Source organism: Sphingomonas qilianensis (genome assembly GCF_039614825.1).
Lineage (GTDB): Bacteria > Pseudomonadota > Alphaproteobacteria > Sphingomonadales > Sphingomonadaceae > Sphingomonas > Sphingomonas qilianensis.
Map to the genome: position 1 here is coordinate 117,390 of NZ_JBDIMF010000001.1, position 16,717 is coordinate 134,106.

General features: G+C 62.6%; 14 protein-coding genes, 1 tRNA gene and 3 pseudogenes. 3 read left to right on the forward strand and 15 right to left on the reverse strand.

What is annotated here, in order from left to right; translation table 11 throughout:
* Positions 1 to 92: 92 nt before the first annotated feature.
* Entirely contained in the window at positions 93 to 917 is an 825-nt protein-coding gene (locus ABC969_RS00575; RefSeq protein ID WP_345862296.1) for a universal stress protein, read from the reverse strand.
* Between the two features lie 147 nt (positions 918 to 1,064).
* Between ABC969_RS00575 and ABC969_RS00580 the strand changes: the two genes are divergently transcribed.
* Positions 1,065 to 1,718: an NAD(P)H-dependent oxidoreductase gene (locus tag ABC969_RS00580; RefSeq protein ID WP_345862297.1), complete on the forward strand. Its 654-nt coding sequence runs from the start codon at positions 1,065 to 1,067 to the stop codon at positions 1,716 to 1,718.
* Between the two features lie 16 nt (positions 1,719 to 1,734).
* Here the strand turns inward: ABC969_RS00580 and ABC969_RS00585 are convergent, their stop codons facing one another.
* The 11 genes and pseudogenes from ABC969_RS00585 to ABC969_RS00640 all read right to left on the reverse strand — a co-directional run bounded on the left by ABC969_RS00585 (position 1,735) and on the right by ABC969_RS00640 (position 13,308).
* Positions 1,735 to 2,886, reverse strand: a complete 1,152-nt coding sequence (locus tag ABC969_RS00585) for an acetate/propionate family kinase (protein WP_345862298.1) — start codon at positions 2,884 to 2,886, stop codon at positions 1,735 to 1,737.
* 32 nt (positions 2,887 to 2,918) lie between these two features.
* Complete coding sequence (locus tag ABC969_RS00590) at positions 2,919 to 5,276, reverse strand: phosphoketolase family protein (protein WP_345862299.1); 2,358 nt, start codon at positions 5,274 to 5,276, stop codon at positions 2,919 to 2,921.
* A gap of 182 nt (positions 5,277 to 5,458) precedes the next feature.
* Entirely contained in the window at positions 5,459 to 5,599 is a 141-nt protein-coding gene (locus ABC969_RS00595) for a pepsin/retropepsin-like aspartic protease family protein (RefSeq protein ID WP_345862300.1), read from the reverse strand.
* Positions 5,600 to 6,081, reverse strand: a pseudogene (locus ABC969_RS00605) (retropepsin-like aspartic protease family protein); the annotation flags it as partial. It lies immediately after the preceding gene.
* Positions 6,078 to 6,842: an MBL fold metallo-hydrolase gene (locus ABC969_RS00610; protein ID WP_345862302.1), complete on the reverse strand. Its 765-nt coding sequence runs from the start codon at positions 6,840 to 6,842 to the stop codon at positions 6,078 to 6,080. The gene ABC969_RS00610 and the pseudogene ABC969_RS00605, both read right to left, overlap by 4 nt.
* 116 nt (positions 6,843 to 6,958) lie before the next feature.
* Entirely contained in the window at positions 6,959 to 7,735 is a 777-nt protein-coding gene (locus ABC969_RS00615) for a TatD family hydrolase (RefSeq protein ID WP_345862303.1), read from the reverse strand.
* Complete coding sequence (gene metG, locus ABC969_RS00620) at positions 7,735 to 9,255, reverse strand: methionine--tRNA ligase (RefSeq protein WP_380808863.1); 1,521 nt, start codon at positions 9,253 to 9,255, stop codon at positions 7,735 to 7,737. The genes ABC969_RS00615 and metG overlap by 1 nt, the downstream gene beginning before the upstream one ends.
* A gap of 81 nt (positions 9,256 to 9,336) precedes the next feature.
* Positions 9,337 to 10,320, reverse strand: a complete 984-nt coding sequence (locus tag ABC969_RS00625; RefSeq protein ID WP_345862304.1) for a DNA polymerase III subunit delta' — start codon at positions 10,318 to 10,320, stop codon at positions 9,337 to 9,339.
* Positions 10,317 to 10,943: a dTMP kinase gene (gene tmk / locus ABC969_RS00630; protein WP_345862305.1), complete on the reverse strand. Its 627-nt coding sequence runs from the start codon at positions 10,941 to 10,943 to the stop codon at positions 10,317 to 10,319. Before tmk ends, ABC969_RS00625 begins: the two co-directional genes overlap by 4 nt.
* The gene (locus ABC969_RS00635) at positions 10,940 to 12,115 is read right to left on the reverse strand and encodes a D-alanyl-D-alanine carboxypeptidase family protein (protein ID WP_345862306.1); all 1,176 of its coding nucleotides are present in this window, start codon (positions 12,113 to 12,115) and stop codon (positions 10,940 to 10,942) included. Before ABC969_RS00635 ends, tmk begins: the two co-directional genes overlap by 4 nt.
* A 152-nt stretch (positions 12,116 to 12,267) precedes the next feature.
* Positions 12,268 to 13,308, reverse strand: coding sequence for a lytic murein transglycosylase (locus ABC969_RS00640; RefSeq protein WP_345862307.1), 1,041 nt, complete (start codon positions 13,306 to 13,308; stop codon positions 12,268 to 12,270).
* A 94-nt stretch (positions 13,309 to 13,402) separates the two neighbouring features.
* Here ABC969_RS00640 and ABC969_RS00645 point away from each other — a divergent pair.
* A tRNA-Ser gene (locus ABC969_RS00645) sits at positions 13,403 to 13,492 on the forward strand.
* Between the two features lie 234 nt (positions 13,493 to 13,726).
* On the opposite strand, the pseudogene ABC969_RS00650 reads toward ABC969_RS00645, so the two are convergent.
* Both ABC969_RS00650 and ABC969_RS00655 read right to left on the reverse strand, forming a co-directional pair.
* Positions 13,727 to 14,612: pseudogene (locus tag ABC969_RS00650) on the reverse strand (IS3 family transposase); the annotation flags it as partial.
* Between the two features lie 336 nt (positions 14,613 to 14,948).
* On the reverse strand, positions 14,949 to 15,782 hold the full coding sequence (locus ABC969_RS00655) for a PEPxxWA-CTERM sorting domain-containing protein (RefSeq protein ID WP_345862308.1): 834 nt from the start codon (positions 15,780 to 15,782) through the stop codon (positions 14,949 to 14,951).
* Between the two features lie 246 nt (positions 15,783 to 16,028).
* Between ABC969_RS00655 and ABC969_RS00660 the strand changes: the two are divergent.
* Positions 16,029 to 16,193: pseudogene (locus tag ABC969_RS00660) on the forward strand (IS3 family transposase); the annotation flags it as partial.
* Here the strand turns inward: ABC969_RS00660 and ABC969_RS00665 are convergent.
* Positions 16,175 to 16,684, reverse strand: a complete 510-nt coding sequence (locus ABC969_RS00665) for a hypothetical protein (protein WP_345862309.1) — start codon at positions 16,682 to 16,684, stop codon at positions 16,175 to 16,177. The pseudogene ABC969_RS00660 and the gene ABC969_RS00665 sit on opposite strands and share 19 nt — an antisense overlap.
* Between the last annotated feature and the right edge of the window lie 33 nt (positions 16,685 to 16,717).

Genomic DNA, 16,717 nt, shown 5'->3' on the forward strand with positions numbered 1-16,717 from the left:
TGACCGCCAATGGCGACTGACTAACCATCGGTTTGCGCAGCTAAAGAATGTGCGGTGCAGTCACGGCTAGGCGACCGTGTGACCACTATCGCTCAGTGCACTAACAATACGGGCAAACGCGGGGTTTCGAGAATATCGCGCGTGACGCCGCCAAGGAAAATCTCGCGGACGCGCGAATGGGCAAATGCGCCGACCGCCAGCAGGTCGGCGCGCTGCCGTAGCGCAAAGGCCTGGAGCTGCTCGGCAGGCGCTCCTTCGTCACGCAGCCATTGGTGCTCGACCACTACGCCGTGGCGCCGAAGATGCTGGATCACCGCCAGTTCCGGATCATGCGCCTCGTATTGCAACTCTGGCTTGGCCCCGATCGTGACGAGATCGAGCCGCAGGCCGGGCTGGCCCAGCCGCACCACCTCGTGCATCGCGCGCAACGACTCGGCCGATGGCTTCCAGCCCAGCACTGCGTGGCGGATATGCGGCAGCGGCGATCCTTCGGGCAATAGCAGCAATGGCGTGCCCGAATCGAGAATGACGCTTTCGAGAATGCGGCGTCGGAGCCAGGGGATCTCCCAAGTGCCGGCGCTGCCCGCGACGATCAGATCGGCGATCGGCAGGCTGTGGCGCAAATCGCTCGGCAACCACGCAACATCGTCATGCAAGCCCCAGACCTCAGCCCGGCCACCCCAGTCGCGCACCAACTGTTGCACCCGCGCCATATCGAGCCGGGCCTGTGCGCGCAGCGCGAATTCGGGAATGTAATACGCGCCGAGCGGCGCCAAGGCATTCGAGGCAAGCGGGACGGGCGTCAGCACGGCGATCTCGGTATGCGCCTCCAGCGTGAGCGCGCTGCCGAGCAGATCGCGCAGAAACGGCGCGCAAGTGCGGCCATCGTCAACAAGCCCGAGAATATCCTTGATCATGGTTGCTCTCCGCCCAACATAACGCCAATCAACCGCGAACGAATGGTCAGCGCACCTCGGTAAAGTACCTAAGCGCGCCGGGCTCCGTAGTTTTACGGAGGGTGACAAGCGGCGCAGCGGCGTATTGCGGGTAGCAGGAGATTGCCCATGCCCCACGCCGCCGCTCGATCTAACCCGCGCCACGTGGTCATCCTGTGCCATCCTGACCAGGACAGCTTCAATGCCTCGGTCGCCAGCACCTATGCGGCCACCGTGCGCGAGATGGGGCATGACGTGATCGTGCGTGATCTTTACGCCATGGGGTTTCATCCCGTGCTCAAGGCGATCGAACGGCCCGGCGTCGACTTTCACGGCTTTCCGGACGTTGAAGACGAGCTGGCCATCCTGCGCGATACCGATATCTTCGTGTTGGTCTATCCGATCTGGTTCGGCACGCCGCCGGCCATGCTGAAGGGCTATGTCGAGCGCGTGTTGGGCAGTGCTGTCGCGCCACGCGCCGTCTTCGAGGGTGCTGCGCAAGGCGTGCTCGCCGGCAAACGCATGATCAGCTTTACGTCATCCGGGCTGAAAGCGATCTGGCTCGATCAGATGGGGCAGATGCGTGCGCTCATCCAATGCTTCGATCTTTATATCGAACACGCCTTCGACATGAAGCCATCGCGCCATCATCATTTCGGGCATGTCACGCCGGATATGGAAGCGGCATTCGCCAATCAGCATCTGGAGGAATTGCGCGTGCAGGCGCGGCTGATTGTTGCGGAACTGGATCGCGAGCGGTTGGCCGACCCCGTGATCCTCTAGTCACGTTGGCGATAGGTTACCGTAGCGCGGCGGCGCTGAGCATGGCGATGCGCTGATCCTCCCGCGAGGGCAGCACCTGGAGCGTCACAGCGGACGTCTCCGCACTGATCACCGCGGCGCCGCAATTGTTCCGCACATCGTCCAGGCGCACGCCGATCCAGCGCAGGCTTTGCGCCACCGTCGCACGTACGGCGATATCATGCTCGCCGATCCCGCCGGTAAAGACAATGCAATCCACCCCGCCCAGCGCCTGTGCCATGGCCATGATAGCCTTGCCGACCGAGCGGCAAAAAGCGTCGATGGCGAATTGCGCCGCGGGATCGTCCGCGGCCGCCGCGGCCAGGACGCGGAGATCGCCGTCGATGCCCGACAGGCTGAACAAGCCACTCTCCCGGTTGACCAGGCGTTCGAGCGTGTCGGCGTTGAAGCCGTGATGGCGGAGGAGGTGGATCAGCACGCCGGGATCGAGATCACCGCTGCGTCGGGCCATCAGCACGCCGCCGCTCGGGGTCAGGCCCATACTGGTATCGACCGAGCGACCGGCGTGCACCGCCGTGACACTCGCGCCATTGCCGAGATGCGCGATCACCAGTCGCTCGGGAACAGCAGCCCCGAGCTGATCCAGGATCGATTCGCATGACAGCCCGTGAAAGCCATAGCGGCGTAGGCCGTGCGCCCGGAGCGGCGCGGGGAGGGGGAGGGTGCTGGCCAGCGCCGGCATACTGGCGTGAAACCCGGTGTCGAAACAGGCAATCTGCGGACAATCAGGAAAATGCGCCTGGGCGGCACCGAGGATCGCCAGCGCCTCGGGCAGGTGCAGCGGCGCGAATGACTGCGCCTCTTCCAGCTGCTTTTGCACCTGGGCATCGATCCGTACCGGCTGCAGCAAGTCGGGGCCGCCATGGACGAGGCGGTGGCCGATAGCGTCGGGCGGCGACAGCCCCGATCGGTCGAGCAATGCGACGATCTCGCCGATCCATTGCCCGCGCGCCACCCGGTCGAGCGCGTGGTCAGCACAGAGGCGCCCGTTGGCATCGGTCGCGTGCAGCTGGACCAACGCGGCACCGCGGCTCTCAATTTCACCAGTGAGGTGTGGCGTCACTACCTCGCCGCGCACATCGAACAGCCCGAATTTGAGCGACGATGATCCGCTATTGAAGGTCAACACGCTCGCAGGGTGAGTTGCGCCGTGCTTTGCGCTCATGCCGACCAGCGCCAGTTCTGAATGTCCGGCATATCCTCGCCATGTTCGGCGATGTACAATTTGTGCCGCTCGATCGTCGCCCAATATCGATCGCGTGCCGCAGGAATGCGATCCGCCAGCCGCGGGATGCGCTCGATCGCGTCGAGCGCCAGCCGGAAGCGATCAAGATCGTTGAGCACGACCATGTCGAACGGCGTTGTCGTTGTACCTTCCTGCTTATAGCCGCGCACATGGATATTGGCGTGATTGGTGCGGCGATAGGTGAGCTTGTGGATCATCGCCGGGAAACCGTGAAAGGCAAAGATAACCGGGATGTCGGTGCCAAAAAGAGCATCGAAACCGCGATCGTCGAGTCCGTGCGGATGCTCGCTGCGCGACTCCAGCACCATCAGATCGACGACGTTGACGACGCGGATGCGGATATCGGGGACATATTCACGCAGCAGCATGACCGCGGCGAGGGTTTCTAGAGTCGGCACATCGCCCGCGCATCCCATCACGACGTCGGGGCCGTCGTCACCAGTGCCGGCCCAATGCCAGATGCCGGCGCCCGCGGTGCAATGCCGCACCGCCTCCTCGATGCCCAACCATTGCCATTCGGGTTGCTTGCCCGCGACGATCAGATTGACGTAATCGCGGCTGCGCAGGCAGTGCGCCGCGACCGACAACAGGCAATTGGCATCGGGCGGGAGATAGACGCGCGCAACCTCGGCGGTCTTGTTGGCGACCTGATCGATGAAGCCGGGGTCTTGATGCGACAGGCCATTATGATCCTGCCGCCAGACATGTGAGGTGAGCAGATAATTGAGCGAGGCAATGGGCCGCCGCCAGGGGATATTACGGCTGACCTTCAGCCACTTGGCGTGCTGATTGAGCATCGAGTCGACGATGTGGGCAAACGCTTCATAGCATGAGAAGAAGCCGTGCCGCCCGGTCAGCAGATACCCTTCGAGCCAGCCCTGGCAGAGATGTTCACTCAGCACCTCCATTACCCGGCCGGTTGCGCTGAGATGCTCGTCGACGGGGTCGATTTCGCCCATCCAGGCCTTGTCGGCGATGTCATACATGGCATCGAGCCGGTTCGATGCTGTCTCGTCCGGCCCGAACAGCCGGAAATTCTGCCGATCGAGATTGAGCCGCATCACCTCGCGCAGATATTGGCCCAGCACGCGGGTAGCCTCGGCCTCGACCGCCCCCGGCCGGTCGAGCGTTACCGCGAAATCGCGGAAATCGGGTAACGACAGAGGCTCGAGCAGCATGCCGCCATTGGCATGCGGGTTGGAGCTCATCCGCCGATGGCCGGTCGGCGCCAGCGCGGCGAGCGCATCGCGAATTTTGCCGTCGGCATCGAACAGCTCGTCGGGGCGGTAGCTTTGCAGCCATTCTTCGAGTTGGTGCAGGTGCTCCGGCTTGGAGAAATCGGCAAGCGGCACCTGGTGCGCGCGCCATGTGCCTTCGACCGGCAGGCCGTCGACAACCTTCGGCCCCGTCCAGCCCTTGGGGGTCTTGAGCACGATCATCGGCCAGCGTGGCCGAGGGGGAGGGGCCGCCCCGTTGCGCGCTGCGGCCTGGATCGACCGGATCTCCGCCAGCACCAGCTTCAGCGTCTGCGCCATGATCTGATGAAGCAGGGCGGGGTCGTCCCCCTCGACAAAATAGGGCTCGTGACCATAACCGCGCAGCAGATCGGTCAGCTCGTCGCGCCCGATCCGCGCGAGGATCGTGGGGTTGGCGATCTTATACCCGTTGAGATGCAGGATCGGCAGCACCGCGCCATCGCGCGCCGGGTTGATGAACTTGTTGCTATGCCAGCTCGCCGCCAGCGGGCCGGTCTCGGCCTCGCCATCACCGACGATGCACGCGACGATCAGATCGGGATTGTCGAATGCGGCGCCATAAGCATGCGCGAGCGAGTAACCGAGTTCACCACCCTCATGGATCGATCCGGGTGTCTCGGGGGAAACGTGGCTGGGAATGCCGCCGGGCCAGGAGAACTGGCGAAACAGCCGCTCCATGCCGCCACGGCTGCGTTCGATCGCGGGATAATGTTCGGTATAGGACCCTTCCAGATAGGCATTGGCGACGAGCCCGGGGCCGCCATGGCCAGGCCCAATGATGTACATCATGTTGAGCGTGTGCTCGACGATCAGCCGGTTCAGATGCACATAGACGAAATTGATCCCCGGCGTGGTGCCCCAATGGCCGAGCAAGCGCGGCTTGACGTCAGCGCGGGTCAGCGGCTGCTCCAGCAGCGGATTGCCGCGCAGGTAAATCTGCCCGACGGAAAGATAATTGGCGGCACGCCAATACGCATCGATGGTGGCGAGTTGCTCGTCGGATAATGGGCCAGGCATCATCGTCTCCGGGTTGCCCGCACAGCGCAGGGTTGCTCATTGGCGCCTGGATCGCGGTGCACGATTGCGCCCGAAAGCCAGCGTCGAGTCCGTCGTCGTTCGCTGTCGGTGAGACTATCGGGGAAAACCCTTAGGCGCCATGCCAGCCTAACTAAAACGTCGATCCGATAATATACATTATGTTAAATAAGGCCGGTATTTGACGTCGGGGTGGTTCGTGGCTCGAGCACCAGGATGTTGCCCTCGACTCGCCACGATTTGAGCCGTGACAGGAAATTCATGCCGATCACATTGGTTTCGCCAAACGCAGGCGATACGATCACGCCGATGTCCCGTGCGGATATGCTGCCGATCTGCAGCGTCGCCGCGCTCGTGCGTCGCGCGCTGATCGTGCCGTTGGCCGTATCGATCAGGGTATTGAAGCCGCGGCGTCCAGATCGAGCCCGGCAGCCGCCGCCGTGTCGGTCGAAATCGCGGTTGTCGTGGCGCCACTATCGATCAGCATGCGGCGTTCGACGCCGTTCAGCCGCACCAGCGCCCAGAAATGGCCATCTTCGGCCATCCGGATCCTGACCGTGCCGCCGGACACCGATTGATCACTGATCCCAAGCATATCACCCAATGAGCGGAATGCCGGCGCGACACGCTCCCAATTCCCGACCAGCAGCATTAGTATGGAAAAGATCACGACCCAGGCAGACGCCATCTTGAGCAACTGGCCGAGCGGCACTCGGCGGGCCACCAGTGCCGTTACGGGCAGGATCAACGTCAGGAGCAAGAACGCCATCCCTGCCCCGTCGCTCATGCCGTCAGCTCCAGCCCGTCATATCCCGGCTCTACGCCCGGCGGCAGTTCGTCGCGCAAGGTGGCATAATCCATCGACTGGTCCATATGGATCAATGCCGATCGGCTCGGGCCGAGTTGCTCGATCCAGTCCAGCACCTCGGACAATTGCGGATGTGACGGATGCGGCTTGCGGCGCAGCGCATCGACCACCCAGACATCGAGATCTTTATACAGTACACGCATATCGTTGGTTAAAACGTTGAAATCGGTCGCGTATCCGATCACCTTGCCGTCCGATGCAAAGCGCAGTCCGGCCGAATAGATGCTGCCGTGCGGTTGATCGATGACCGCGATATCGATGTCGCCAATGCGCAACGCATCGGGCAGCAGTTCCCCGGCGATGGTCGGCGGATACCCGGCACGGCCATTGAATGCATAAGCAAAACGCGTGGTGAGATGCGCCAGCGTTTCCGCGCGGGCCAGCCCGCGGACGGGCACGCCGCGCGCATGATACACCTGCCGCAGATCGTCGATGCCATGGCAATGATCGGCGTGATCGTGTGTCCAGATCACCGCATCGACGTCGCCAACCTCTGCCGCAAGCAGCTGTTCGCGCATGTCGGGGCTGGTGTCGATCAGTATGCGCGTGGTCGCCGTTTCAACGATCGCCGAGGCGCGCGTACGGCGGTTTCGCGGATTGCCAGGGTCGCAGGTGCCCCAATCATTGCCGATGCGAGGGACGCCAGAGGATGTGCCGGCGCCGAGGATGCGGATTTTCATGGGGTCCCTACCCTGATTGCGTCACCCCAGCGACAGCTGGGGTTTCGTGCGGCTCCCGTCCCGCAGGTGCCGCTTGAGATCCCAGCTGTCGCTGGGATGACGGACGGCCATATTGCTCACTGAACCGTTTTGGCGAACAAGCGGTGAAAATTGCGCGCCGTCGCCTCGGTCAATTCTTCCACACTCACCCCCCGCAACTCGGCCAGAAACGCCGCGGTATCGGCGACAAACGCCGGCTCGCCGGTCTTACCGCGATGCGGCACCGGCGCCAGAAAAGGCGCGTCGGTTTCGATCAACAGCCGTTCCAGCGGCAGCCGCGCGGCGGTTTCCTGCAGATCCTTGGCATTCTTGAACGTTACGATGCCCGAGATCGAGATGTAGAAGCCGAGATCGAGCGTGATATCGGCGAAGGAGCCGCTGGCGGTGAAACAGTGGATCACCCCGGGATAGGCCCCCTTCCCCAGTTCCTCGCGCAGGATCGTCGCGGTATCATCCTCGGCATCGCGGGTGTGGACGATGATCGGCAGCTGCGTTTCGCGGCAGGCCGCGAGATGCGCGCGAAAGCTCGCCTGCTGCCGCTCGCGGTCGCTATGATCGTAATAATAATCGAGCCCGCTCTCGCCGATGCCGACCACGCGGGGGTGCTGCGCTCGTTGCACCAGCTTGGCCGTGTCGATATGCGGATGCTTGTCTGCCTCGTGTGGATGGATGCCGACCGTCGCCCACACGTCGGCCTCGCGCTCGGCGGTGGCCAGCACATCATCCCACTCGCTTTCGCGCGTCGCGATGTTGAGCATCGCCGTCACGCCACGCGCCCGGGCGCGTTCGAGCACGGCCTGCTGATCCTCGGCCAAGCCCTTATAATTGAGGTGACAATGGCTATCGGCCAGCATCAGGCTGGTTCCACCGGAAGATCAAGCCGCGGGAACACGCCCTGCGGTGGCGGCAAAGCGATGCCCGCCTGCAGCGGCACGGCCAGCGCGGCAAAACCGCGCGCATCGGGCGTTTGGGCAAGCAGGTCGAGCAATTTGTCGGCGCTAGCCGGGACGACCCAGCGCACCAGGATGGCAAGTTGCCGCACCGCCTCGGCGGTGTGGTACAGCACGCCATCGGCGCGTGCGGGATCGGTCTTCCGCAACGCCCAGGGCGCCATCTCGGCGAAATAGCCATTGGCGATGCGCACGCCTTCCCAGATCGCCTCCAACGCTTCGTTGAGCTTGAGGTCGGCCATCAGCGCAGTGACCGTGCCGAGAATGTCGCCCAATTCCGGTTCCGGCGTATCGACGGTGTCCGCCGGCAGCACCCCGCCGCAATTCTTGGCGATAATCGATAGGCAGCGCTGCGCGAGATTACCCAGCCCATTGGCCAGATCGGCGTTGGCACGCGTGACGATCGCTTCGGCGGAATAGGATCCGTCCTGCCCAAAGCTCACTTCGCGCAGCAGGAAATAGCGCAATGCATCGACACCGAATGTTTCAGCCAGCGCGATCGGATTGACGACGTTGCCGATTGACTTGGACATTTTCTCGCCGCGATGGAGCAAAAAGCCATGGCCAAACACGGATTTGGGCAGCGCGAGGTTCGCAGAGAGAAGGAATGCCGGCCAGTAAACCGCATGAAAACGAACGATATCCTTGCCGATGAGATGCAGATCGGCCGGCCACCAGGTAGCGAGTTCACCGGCATTGTCGGGATAACCCGCGCCGGTGAGATAATTGGTCAGTGCATCGACCCAGACATACATCACATGGCCATCGCTACCGGGCACCTTGACGCCCCAATCGAAGCTGGTGCGCGAGACGGAGAGATCCATCAGCCCACCCTCGATGAACTTGGTCACCTCGTTGCGTCGGCTCTCCGGGCGGATGAAGTCGGGGTTGGCGGCGATATGATCGAGCAGCGGCTGCTGATATTTCGACAGGCGGAAGAACCAGCTTTCTTCGGCAGTCCATTCGACCGGCGTGCCTTGCGGGGAAAGCTTGCCCCCCTCCCCGTCGACCAGTTCCTTCTCTTCGTAAAACGCCTCGTCGCGCACCGAATACCAGCCCTCGTAGCGGCTGAGATACAGATCGCCGGCATCGGCCATGGCCTGCCAGATCGCCTGGCTGGCCTTGTGATGCGCTGGCTCAGTCGTGCGGATGAAGCGATCATAACTGATGTTGAGTGCATCATCCATGGCACGGAAATAACCGGACATTTCCGCTGCCAGATCGGCGACGGAGACACCCTTGTCGCGCGCGGCCTGAACCATCTTCAGGCCATGTTCGTCGGTGCCGGTCTGGAAGCGCACATCGCGCCCCGCCTGGCGCTGAAACCGCGCGATGGCATCGGCAGCGATTGCTTCATAAGCATGGCCGATATGCGGGCGCCCGTTGGGATAGCTGATGGCGGTGGTGATGTAGTAAGGGGTCATGCGGGCGGCTGTAGCGTGGTTTTTGCAGGTGTGAAACTGCCGCCGGCCATTCCAGCACCCCGCACATGGTCCTGGGGTCGATTAGCCGTGCGGTGCCAGCGTCGCGACCAACCCAGCCATCTCGAAAACCGTGGCCTGCGCGTCGAGCGAAAGCCCACGCGCGCTGGCGGAAAGCGCCCGTGCCGCATCGTAGCTGTCGAGCGCGGTTCGCAGTGCCGGTCCCTGCCGGCCCGGCGCCGCCGCGGCGATGAACGCCGGCGCGCGATCAAGGAATGCCTCGTACCTGGGTTGTGCCGCTTTCGGCGACAGCAATTTCGCCAGCTTGGCGCGGCGTGCGTTGCTCGGGTCGCCATCGGTAGCGATCGCGCTCATGGCGCCGTCAAGCTGCGCCAGATCCAGACCGGCAAAGCCGAGCGCGCGGCCGGGCGATCCCTGCCCCGCTTTGAGCAACGCGGCCAATTCATCGTCGGCGATGGTCGGCTGCTGCGCGCGCAGCACTTGGCGCATGGTGGTGTCATCGAGCGCCTCGAAGCGCAGCAAGCGGCAGCGCGAGCGGATCGTTGGCAGCAGGCGGCCGGGGGCGTGGCTGATCAGCAAGAAGATCGTGCCCTGTGGTGGCTCTTCGAGATTCTTGAGCAGCGCGTTGGAGGCGCCGGGCCGCTCGACCTCGTCGATCGCATCGATGATGATCACGCGACGCGATGATTGCGACGGCGCCATGGCAAACATCGGATTGAGCGCGCGCACCTGCGCAATCGGGATCGAGCGCGCCAGCTCGGCGCTTCCCTTATCGTCCTTCGGCGCGCGCGCCAGGACGCGGTAATCGGGATGCGCGCCGGATTCGATCAGGCGATTGGTCGGGTGGCTATCGGGCACGTCATATCCCGGCGGCAGCGCTGGACCGGCAGCGCCATCGGCGAGCAGCCGCCGCGCGGCGATGCGCGCGAACGTCGCCTTGCCCACGCCCTCGGGCCCCGCGAACAACCAGGCGTGATGCAACGACCCGCTCGCCATCGCCGACAAGAAGGCGTCATGCGCCGCGTCATTGCCGAGTGGCAGACTCATGGCAGCAAGTCGCTCAGCCCCGCGAGGAGCGCTGTGGTTACCGCCGCCGCACGGACCGAGGCGTCGATCAGCCGCACGCGATCCGGCTCGCGCGCCGCATAGCCCCGAAAGGCGCTGGCGACATCTTCATGGAACGCATCGCCCCGCGCGGCGAAGCGATCCGCCCCCGCGCCGTCCCGCCCCTCGGCCCTGGCCCGCCCCTGCTCGACCGGCACTTCCAGCACAAAGGTGCGATCAGGCAGCAGCCCTCGCGACCCGAAGCCGTGGAGCGCCAGCACCGCGGCGTCGTCGATCCCGCCGGCGACGCCCTGATAGGCCCGGCTGCTGTCGATGAAGCGATCGCAGATCACCCAGGTGCCGGCGCCGAGTGCCGGGCGGATTGTCTTTTCGACATGATCTGCGCGCGCCGCCGCGAACAGCAATGCCTCGCTATGCGGGCTCCAGCGTGCGACGGCACCTTCCATCAGCAGCGTGCGGATCGCCTCGGCGCCTTCGCTGCCACCCGGCTCGCGGGTGACCAAGGCGGGGATGCCGCGCGCGTCGAGTGCGGCGGCAAGCGCACGGACCTGTGTCGATTTGCCCGCTCCCTCGCCGCCCTCGAGCGAGATGAAGCGTCCGATCACCCGCCGAACAGGCCGGTCAGCCCGGCCCAGGCGCGGCCAAAAAAGCCCGCCTCGGCAACGTCGTTCTCGGCCACGAGTGGTAAGGTCTGCGGCGGCAGATCAGGCGAACTGATGATCAGATCGGCGATATGCTGCCCGGCCTTGATGGGTGCTTTGATCGGGCCGTTATAGACGACCTTGCCCGACAGCGCAGGCGCGGCGCCGGCGGGGAGCGTCACGGTGAGATTGGTCGGCGCGACCAGCCCGACGGTGGTGGCATCGCCCAACTGCACTTCGGCGGTCTCGATCTTGCGCCCCTTGGCGGCGATCGGCTTGGCCTGCCACGAGCGGAAGCCCCAGTTCATGAATTTGACCGATTCTTCGATGCGCTGGTTCGAGCTGGTCAGACCGGCCATGACCATTACCAACCGGCGACCATCCTGCGTGGCCGAACCGGTAAAGCCATAGCCCGCTTCCTCGGTATGCCCGGTCTTCAGGCCATCGGCGCCGGCGACGCGCCCCAGCAACGGATCGCGGTTCTGCTGCGTGATGTCGGCGCCCGCACCCAGCGTCTTGCCCCAGGTGAAGCTCGGCAGCGAATAGAACTTCTTGTAATAGTCGGGGAAGTTCTGGATCGTCGCGGCCGCGAGCTTGGCGAGATCGCGCGCCGTGACATAGGTCACGCCGTTATCAGGCCAGCCATTCGACGTGCCGAAATGGCTGTTGGTGAGGCCCAATTGCTTGGCCGCCTCGTTCATCCGCGAGGTGAAGGCGGGCTCGGTACCGGAAATGCCTTCGGCCAGCACGACGCAGGCATCGTTGCCCGACAACGTTACGATGCCTTTGAGCAAATTCTCCACGCTGACCTGCTCGCCCGTCGACAGGAACATGGTCGAGCCTGCCTCGGGACCGTGCCAGCGCTGCCACGTCTCAGGGCGCACTTCGAACTTCTGCCCGAGCTTGATCTCGCCCTTCTTGAGCATGTCGAACGCGACATAGACGGTCATCATCTTGGCCATCGATGCCGGCGGCATGCGGCGATCGGCGTCCTTCGAGAACAATACCGCGCCGGTCGACAGATCGGTCAGATACGCAACGGGCGCCGGCGTCGGGAAATCGGGCGCTTCGGCCAGGCCGGGATTGGCGATCAGCAGCGCAGGGGTGAGAATGGTGGCAGCGAGCAGTTTCTTCATTGTCAGTCCGTGGCGCTAAGAGGTGGGGAACTCAATTCGTATGACGAGCCAAACAGTATCATAGCCGCGCCGGGCGACCGCGTCACGCGCGCGTTGCTTGGCGGCGCGTTTTACCAGGGCCGAACTGGCATGCGGGTCAATCCGAAAAATATCTATTGTTCAATGGCATCCGCGAGCAACCCAACCGAAAGCGCGTAAAAGTTTGAACAATTGTAATCGAGGATGACGCGATAGTTTCCGGTGAGCAAGTATCCCGTCTGCCCCACCCCATCGGGCTCGATCAAGGTCGCCAGCACGCCATCGTCAGGCCAGGTCTTGGTCTCGGGCGACAGCCCCAGCGCGCGCCATTCCGCCATCGTCTTCCACGCACTGTGCCGGGCGAACACGCGCGGGCAGCGCGGCGACATCAATCGGCTGGTCATCGAGGCGCGATCGAGGCTTGCCGGCACGCGCACCGCCAGCCCCCAGGGCTGGCCCGCGCGCCACCCGGCATTGGCGAAATAATTGCCGATCGACGCCAGCGTATCGGGGGCACTGTTCCAGATATCCGCCTTGCCGTCGCCATCGCCGTCGCGCGCCAGCCGCAGATAGACTGAGGGCAGGAATTGCGGCCCGCCGAACGCGCCGGCCCAGCTGCCCTTCATCTGGTAGAGCGGAATGCCGCGATCGATGATCTGCAGCGTGGCGATGAATTCGCCGGCGAACAGCTCGCGCCGCCGCCCCTCATAGGCCAGCGAGGCGAGCGCGCGGGGCAGATCGAAATTGCCCATCACGTTGCCGTAATTGGTCTCATGCCCCCAGATCGCCACCATGATCGATTCGGGTACGCCCTGTTCCCGCTCGATACTGGCCAACCGACTGCGCTGCGCCTGATAGGCGGCCCGCCCGCGATTGATCCGGGAAGCGTCTACATGGCTCGCCTTATACGGCGCGAACGGCGGGATAGCCGCGTTGGGCGCCGCTTCGGGTTGCTGGCGGTCGAGCTCGATCACGCGCGTATTGAGCGTTAGCGTCGGCAGCACCTGATCCAGCGTGCGCACGCTAACCCCCGTGGCCAGCGCTTGCCCGCGCAGCGTCTGCAGATAGGCCTGAAACCCCGCCTCGTCCTGCGCCAGCGCCGGCGTTGCCGTGAGCGCGGCGACACTGGCGAGTGCGGCGGCGATCCATGTGTTCGTGCGAAAAAGCTTACCCATGCCGGCGACACTGGCACAGCGCGGCGCGGCCATGAACCCCAAATGGTCGCAACGCTTGCACAAAGCGGCGCAGCGCGGATATGCGGGGCACACAGGAAGAGTGGCCGAGTGGTTTAAGGCAACGGTCTTGAAAACCGTCGTGGGTGTAAGCTCACCGTGGGTTCGAATCCCACCTCTTCCGCCAAATTATGTTTAGAATCAATAGGTTAGCACGGGAAGCGCACCCTTGCCCCACCCATTGCCCTAACGGGCCGCTAATGATTGCCTCAGATTGGTGTTTGAGTGTCAGCGGACACCCATTTCTGCGTCTGACCTCGGCATGGACAAGCCGTGTAAGGAGCTGTAGCACGCCTCGTTCCAAATATCTGACGAGCAGTCGCCAAGCGTCGCCGCGCACGATAGTTTAGCGCCTGCTTGCGGGTCGGCTGAAGTCCAGCGTCACGCCGTTCTCGTACGCCCGACGGTCGAGCGCCTTCGAGATGAACTCCGGCCCATTGTCCACACGAATGGTCTTGGGCGCGCCGCGGATTGATGAGATCCGTGCCATCGCCTCGACCACCTGCTCGCCTTTGATCCCCTGGTCGACGTCAATTGCCAGAGCTTCGCGGGTGAAGGCGTCAACCACGGTCAGCGCTCGTAAGCGCCGGCCATCGAACAGGGCATCCGAGACGAAATCCATCGACCACATCTCGTTCGCCGCCAGTGCCGTGGGTTGCCGTTCGCGGTTGGCAGCGCTGACGTTGCGTCTCGGTTTCTTGAGCCGAAGGCTCAGTCCATCATTCCGATATAGCCGGTCGACGCGTTTGTGGTTCACGACCCATCCCTCCCTGCGCAGCAGGATGTAGATCCGGAAATAGCCATAGCGCGTCCGCGTTGCCGCCAGATCACGGATGCGCATCACAAGCGGTGTCTGGTCCGGCCTGTGGGAGATGTAGCGCACCGACGACCGCTCGACGCCCAGCGCCGAGCAACCGCGCCGTTCGCTTACGGCATGAGACGCCTGGACGTACGCGACGAGCTCGCGTCGTCGTCCAGGCGTCAGAGCTTTTTGCCAGAACGTCCTGCAGAATGTGCTTGTCCAGGCTTAGGTCGGCGACCAGCTGTTTCAGCTGCCGGTTTTCGTCCTCAAGCTGCTTCAGGCGCCTCATCTCACCAACCCCGAGACCGCCGTACACCTTCTTCCAGCGGTAGAACGTCTGCTCGGAAATCCCCATTCGCCGGATGACTTCGGCCACCGGCGTGCCGGTTTCCGCCTGCTTCAGCGCGAAGGCAATCTGCTCTTCTGAGTACCTAGATTTCTTCATTCCAGCTCCTTGCCCAAAGGCTTCACAAGGCCGGAAAACTCTCGCTCAAACGGGCTAAAAAACAGGGGGGACGTCAATGATCTGCTCACCGACCTCGCCCCGATGGATTATCCAGCGCCCGAACCTGTCAGCGCGAAGCAAGATAAATGGCTTAAGGAACTAAAACCGGATAAATGCAGGATCAACGCCGAAGCCGGACGAGTAACCAATTCGCATAGCGTCCGGTCTGTCCGTTTATGCGATAGGCAAGCACAAATCTGTGCGAAGCTCTGCTTGCGAAATACAAAGCCGCCGGTCTTGGAACCGGCGGCTCTGGTAAATTCATAGCGCGACGATTCAGGCTTCAGACAGCGCCTGGATCACCTTGTTGAAATTGACCTCAGACACGCGAATCTTACGACGCATGGCGGCACCTATAAAACCGAAACCCAGCAGCATCATCGCCCACGTGGCCGGCTCAGGCACGCCTGGGACTGGTGTCACCACGGGACCTGTCCCGACGTCGATCAGCCCGCCGTCGATGCCCTGAGTAAAATCGTAAAAATTATCAAAGGGGTCGACGTCCGTTAGGCTGAATGCAACAGAGCCACCCGTCAATGTAGCGAAAAACGTACTAAGATCAGCTGAGTTCGTGTTGGTAAAAAAACCGGTCGAAAGGATATTGTTGCCAAAACCCGAACCGGAACTAAACACAGTCAAGCCGTCGGATGATGTCTCTTGCGTTGAAACACCCGACCAGTATCCAAAGTTGATCCCGTTCAGGCCCAGGCTGTTGTCCATCCCGGAATCAAAGTCAAACGGGCCGCTATCACCGTCAAATAGCGTGAAGCGCACCGATGCCGAGCTGAGGCCGCCCCCTAAAGCGGCCAGCGTTGCTGAAGTGAAACCAAGTTGCGTTCCGATAACTAGCGGGTTTCCACCGGCCGATCCGGCCGGTGGACCATTTTCCGGTGCGTTTGCAAATCCGCGGTAAAGCGAGGAAGCTGCAAGTTGGCTGACAACCCGGACACCATTCGTTCCCTTAAGGTCGAGAACTATTCCTCCGATTTCAGTGACACCGGAAGGCAACGTGCCGCCCGTCGGCGAGTTGCGCGTAAACTGAGATGCCTGAGCGGTTGTTGGAGTGAATAAGCAAGATATTACAGCGGATGCAATGAGTAATGCCTTCATGTCCATCGTCCCCTATAGTCGACTATCGCAAAGTCAAGTTAACTATAAATGAACGAGTGGCGGCCTACAACCGGTCATATCTATCACTTCCTCACAAATGCGGATGAAGTTAATAGACAAGTTCCTTAAATTATCGAACTGTTAATTAATAGGCTATTAGCGCATTGCAAAAAATAGTCTCATTATATGGTGGCAGCGAACCGTCCCGGGTTTGTCGGAGGCTCCAACTAGTGAGAAGGTGGAGCTATGACGAGCAAGACGATCAACAAGTTTGCGTCCGAAGTCCGCGAGCGAGCGGTGCGGATGGTTTTCGATCACGAGCGGGATCACCCGTCCAGATGGGCGACCGTGGTATCGATTGCCGAGAAGATCGGCTGCGTTCCGCAGACGCTTCACGAGTGCGCGAAGAAGTACCGGTCGCGGTCTTGAGGCTCTCGCTCCGCTGAAAGCGGCGCGAATATGCGCCACCTTGGGGACGATTCGGTACTAGGCGGCATAGGAAAGAACAATGCAGCTATGCCGTCAGCGCGTACCAACCGCTCCGCCTCGCCCAGCGAGATCTCCCCGCCGTCCCAGCCCCCTTCGACACCGGTAACGCAAATGACGTTCGCGTTATTGCGTAAACTACCTTTACCACTGCGGTGATTGCCAAAACGGCCAAGCTTGAACCACGGCAGCCCACCTTTGCGGTCAGCATGCTCATTTTGAATTGTGAACGCCAACTGCCGCATCGACACAAATGTTTCAGACTTCCGACCCGCCCCGGTGGTCGGGAAGCGGGTGACGGCAATCGGAACATCTAACGGCGACGGTTTGAGCAAGCCGTCGAAGTCATCGGTAACGACAGACAAAAGGGTACCGATCAACGAGTCGAACTCGTCGCGAAGGATCGCGATATTCATGGCGGAAGGGCCCTTAGATGGAGCGGCGAACCT

What these genes read in the sequence shown, in the direction of transcription:
- ABC969_RS00575 (WP_345862296.1), bottom strand. Translation starts at nt 917, where the DNA reads ATGATCAAGGATATTCTCGGGCTTGTTGACGATGGCCGCACTTGCGCG.
- metG (WP_380808863.1), bottom strand. Translation starts at nt 9,255, where the DNA reads ATGACCCCTTACTACATCACCACCGCCATCAGCTATCCCAACGGGCGC.
- ABC969_RS00610 (WP_345862302.1), bottom strand. Translation starts at nt 6,842, where the DNA reads ATGAAAATCCGCATCCTCGGCGCCGGCACATCCTCTGGCGTCCCTCGC.
- ABC969_RS00625 (WP_345862304.1), bottom strand. Translation starts at nt 10,320, where the DNA reads ATGAGTCTGCCACTCGGCAATGACGCGGCGCATGACGCCTTCTTGTCG.
- ABC969_RS00635 (WP_345862306.1), bottom strand. Translation starts at nt 12,115, where the DNA reads ATGAAGAAACTGCTCGCTGCCACCATTCTCACCCCTGCGCTGCTGATC.
- ABC969_RS00590 (WP_345862299.1), bottom strand. Translation starts at nt 5,276, where the DNA reads ATGCCTGGCCCATTATCCGACGAGCAACTCGCCACCATCGATGCGTAT.
- ABC969_RS00665 (WP_345862309.1), bottom strand. Translation starts at nt 16,684, where the DNA reads ATGAATATCGCGATCCTTCGCGACGAGTTCGACTCGTTGATCGGTACC.
- ABC969_RS00655 (WP_345862308.1), bottom strand. Translation starts at nt 15,782, where the DNA reads ATGAAGGCATTACTCATTGCATCCGCTGTAATATCTTGCTTATTCACT.
- ABC969_RS00640 (WP_345862307.1), bottom strand. Translation starts at nt 13,308, where the DNA reads ATGGGTAAGCTTTTTCGCACGAACACATGGATCGCCGCCGCACTCGCC.
- ABC969_RS00580 (WP_345862297.1), top strand. Translation starts at nt 1,065, where the DNA reads ATGCCCCACGCCGCCGCTCGATCTAACCCGCGCCACGTGGTCATCCTG.
- ABC969_RS00615 (WP_345862303.1), bottom strand. Translation starts at nt 7,735, where the DNA reads ATGCTGGCCGATAGCCATTGTCACCTCAATTATAAGGGCTTGGCCGAG.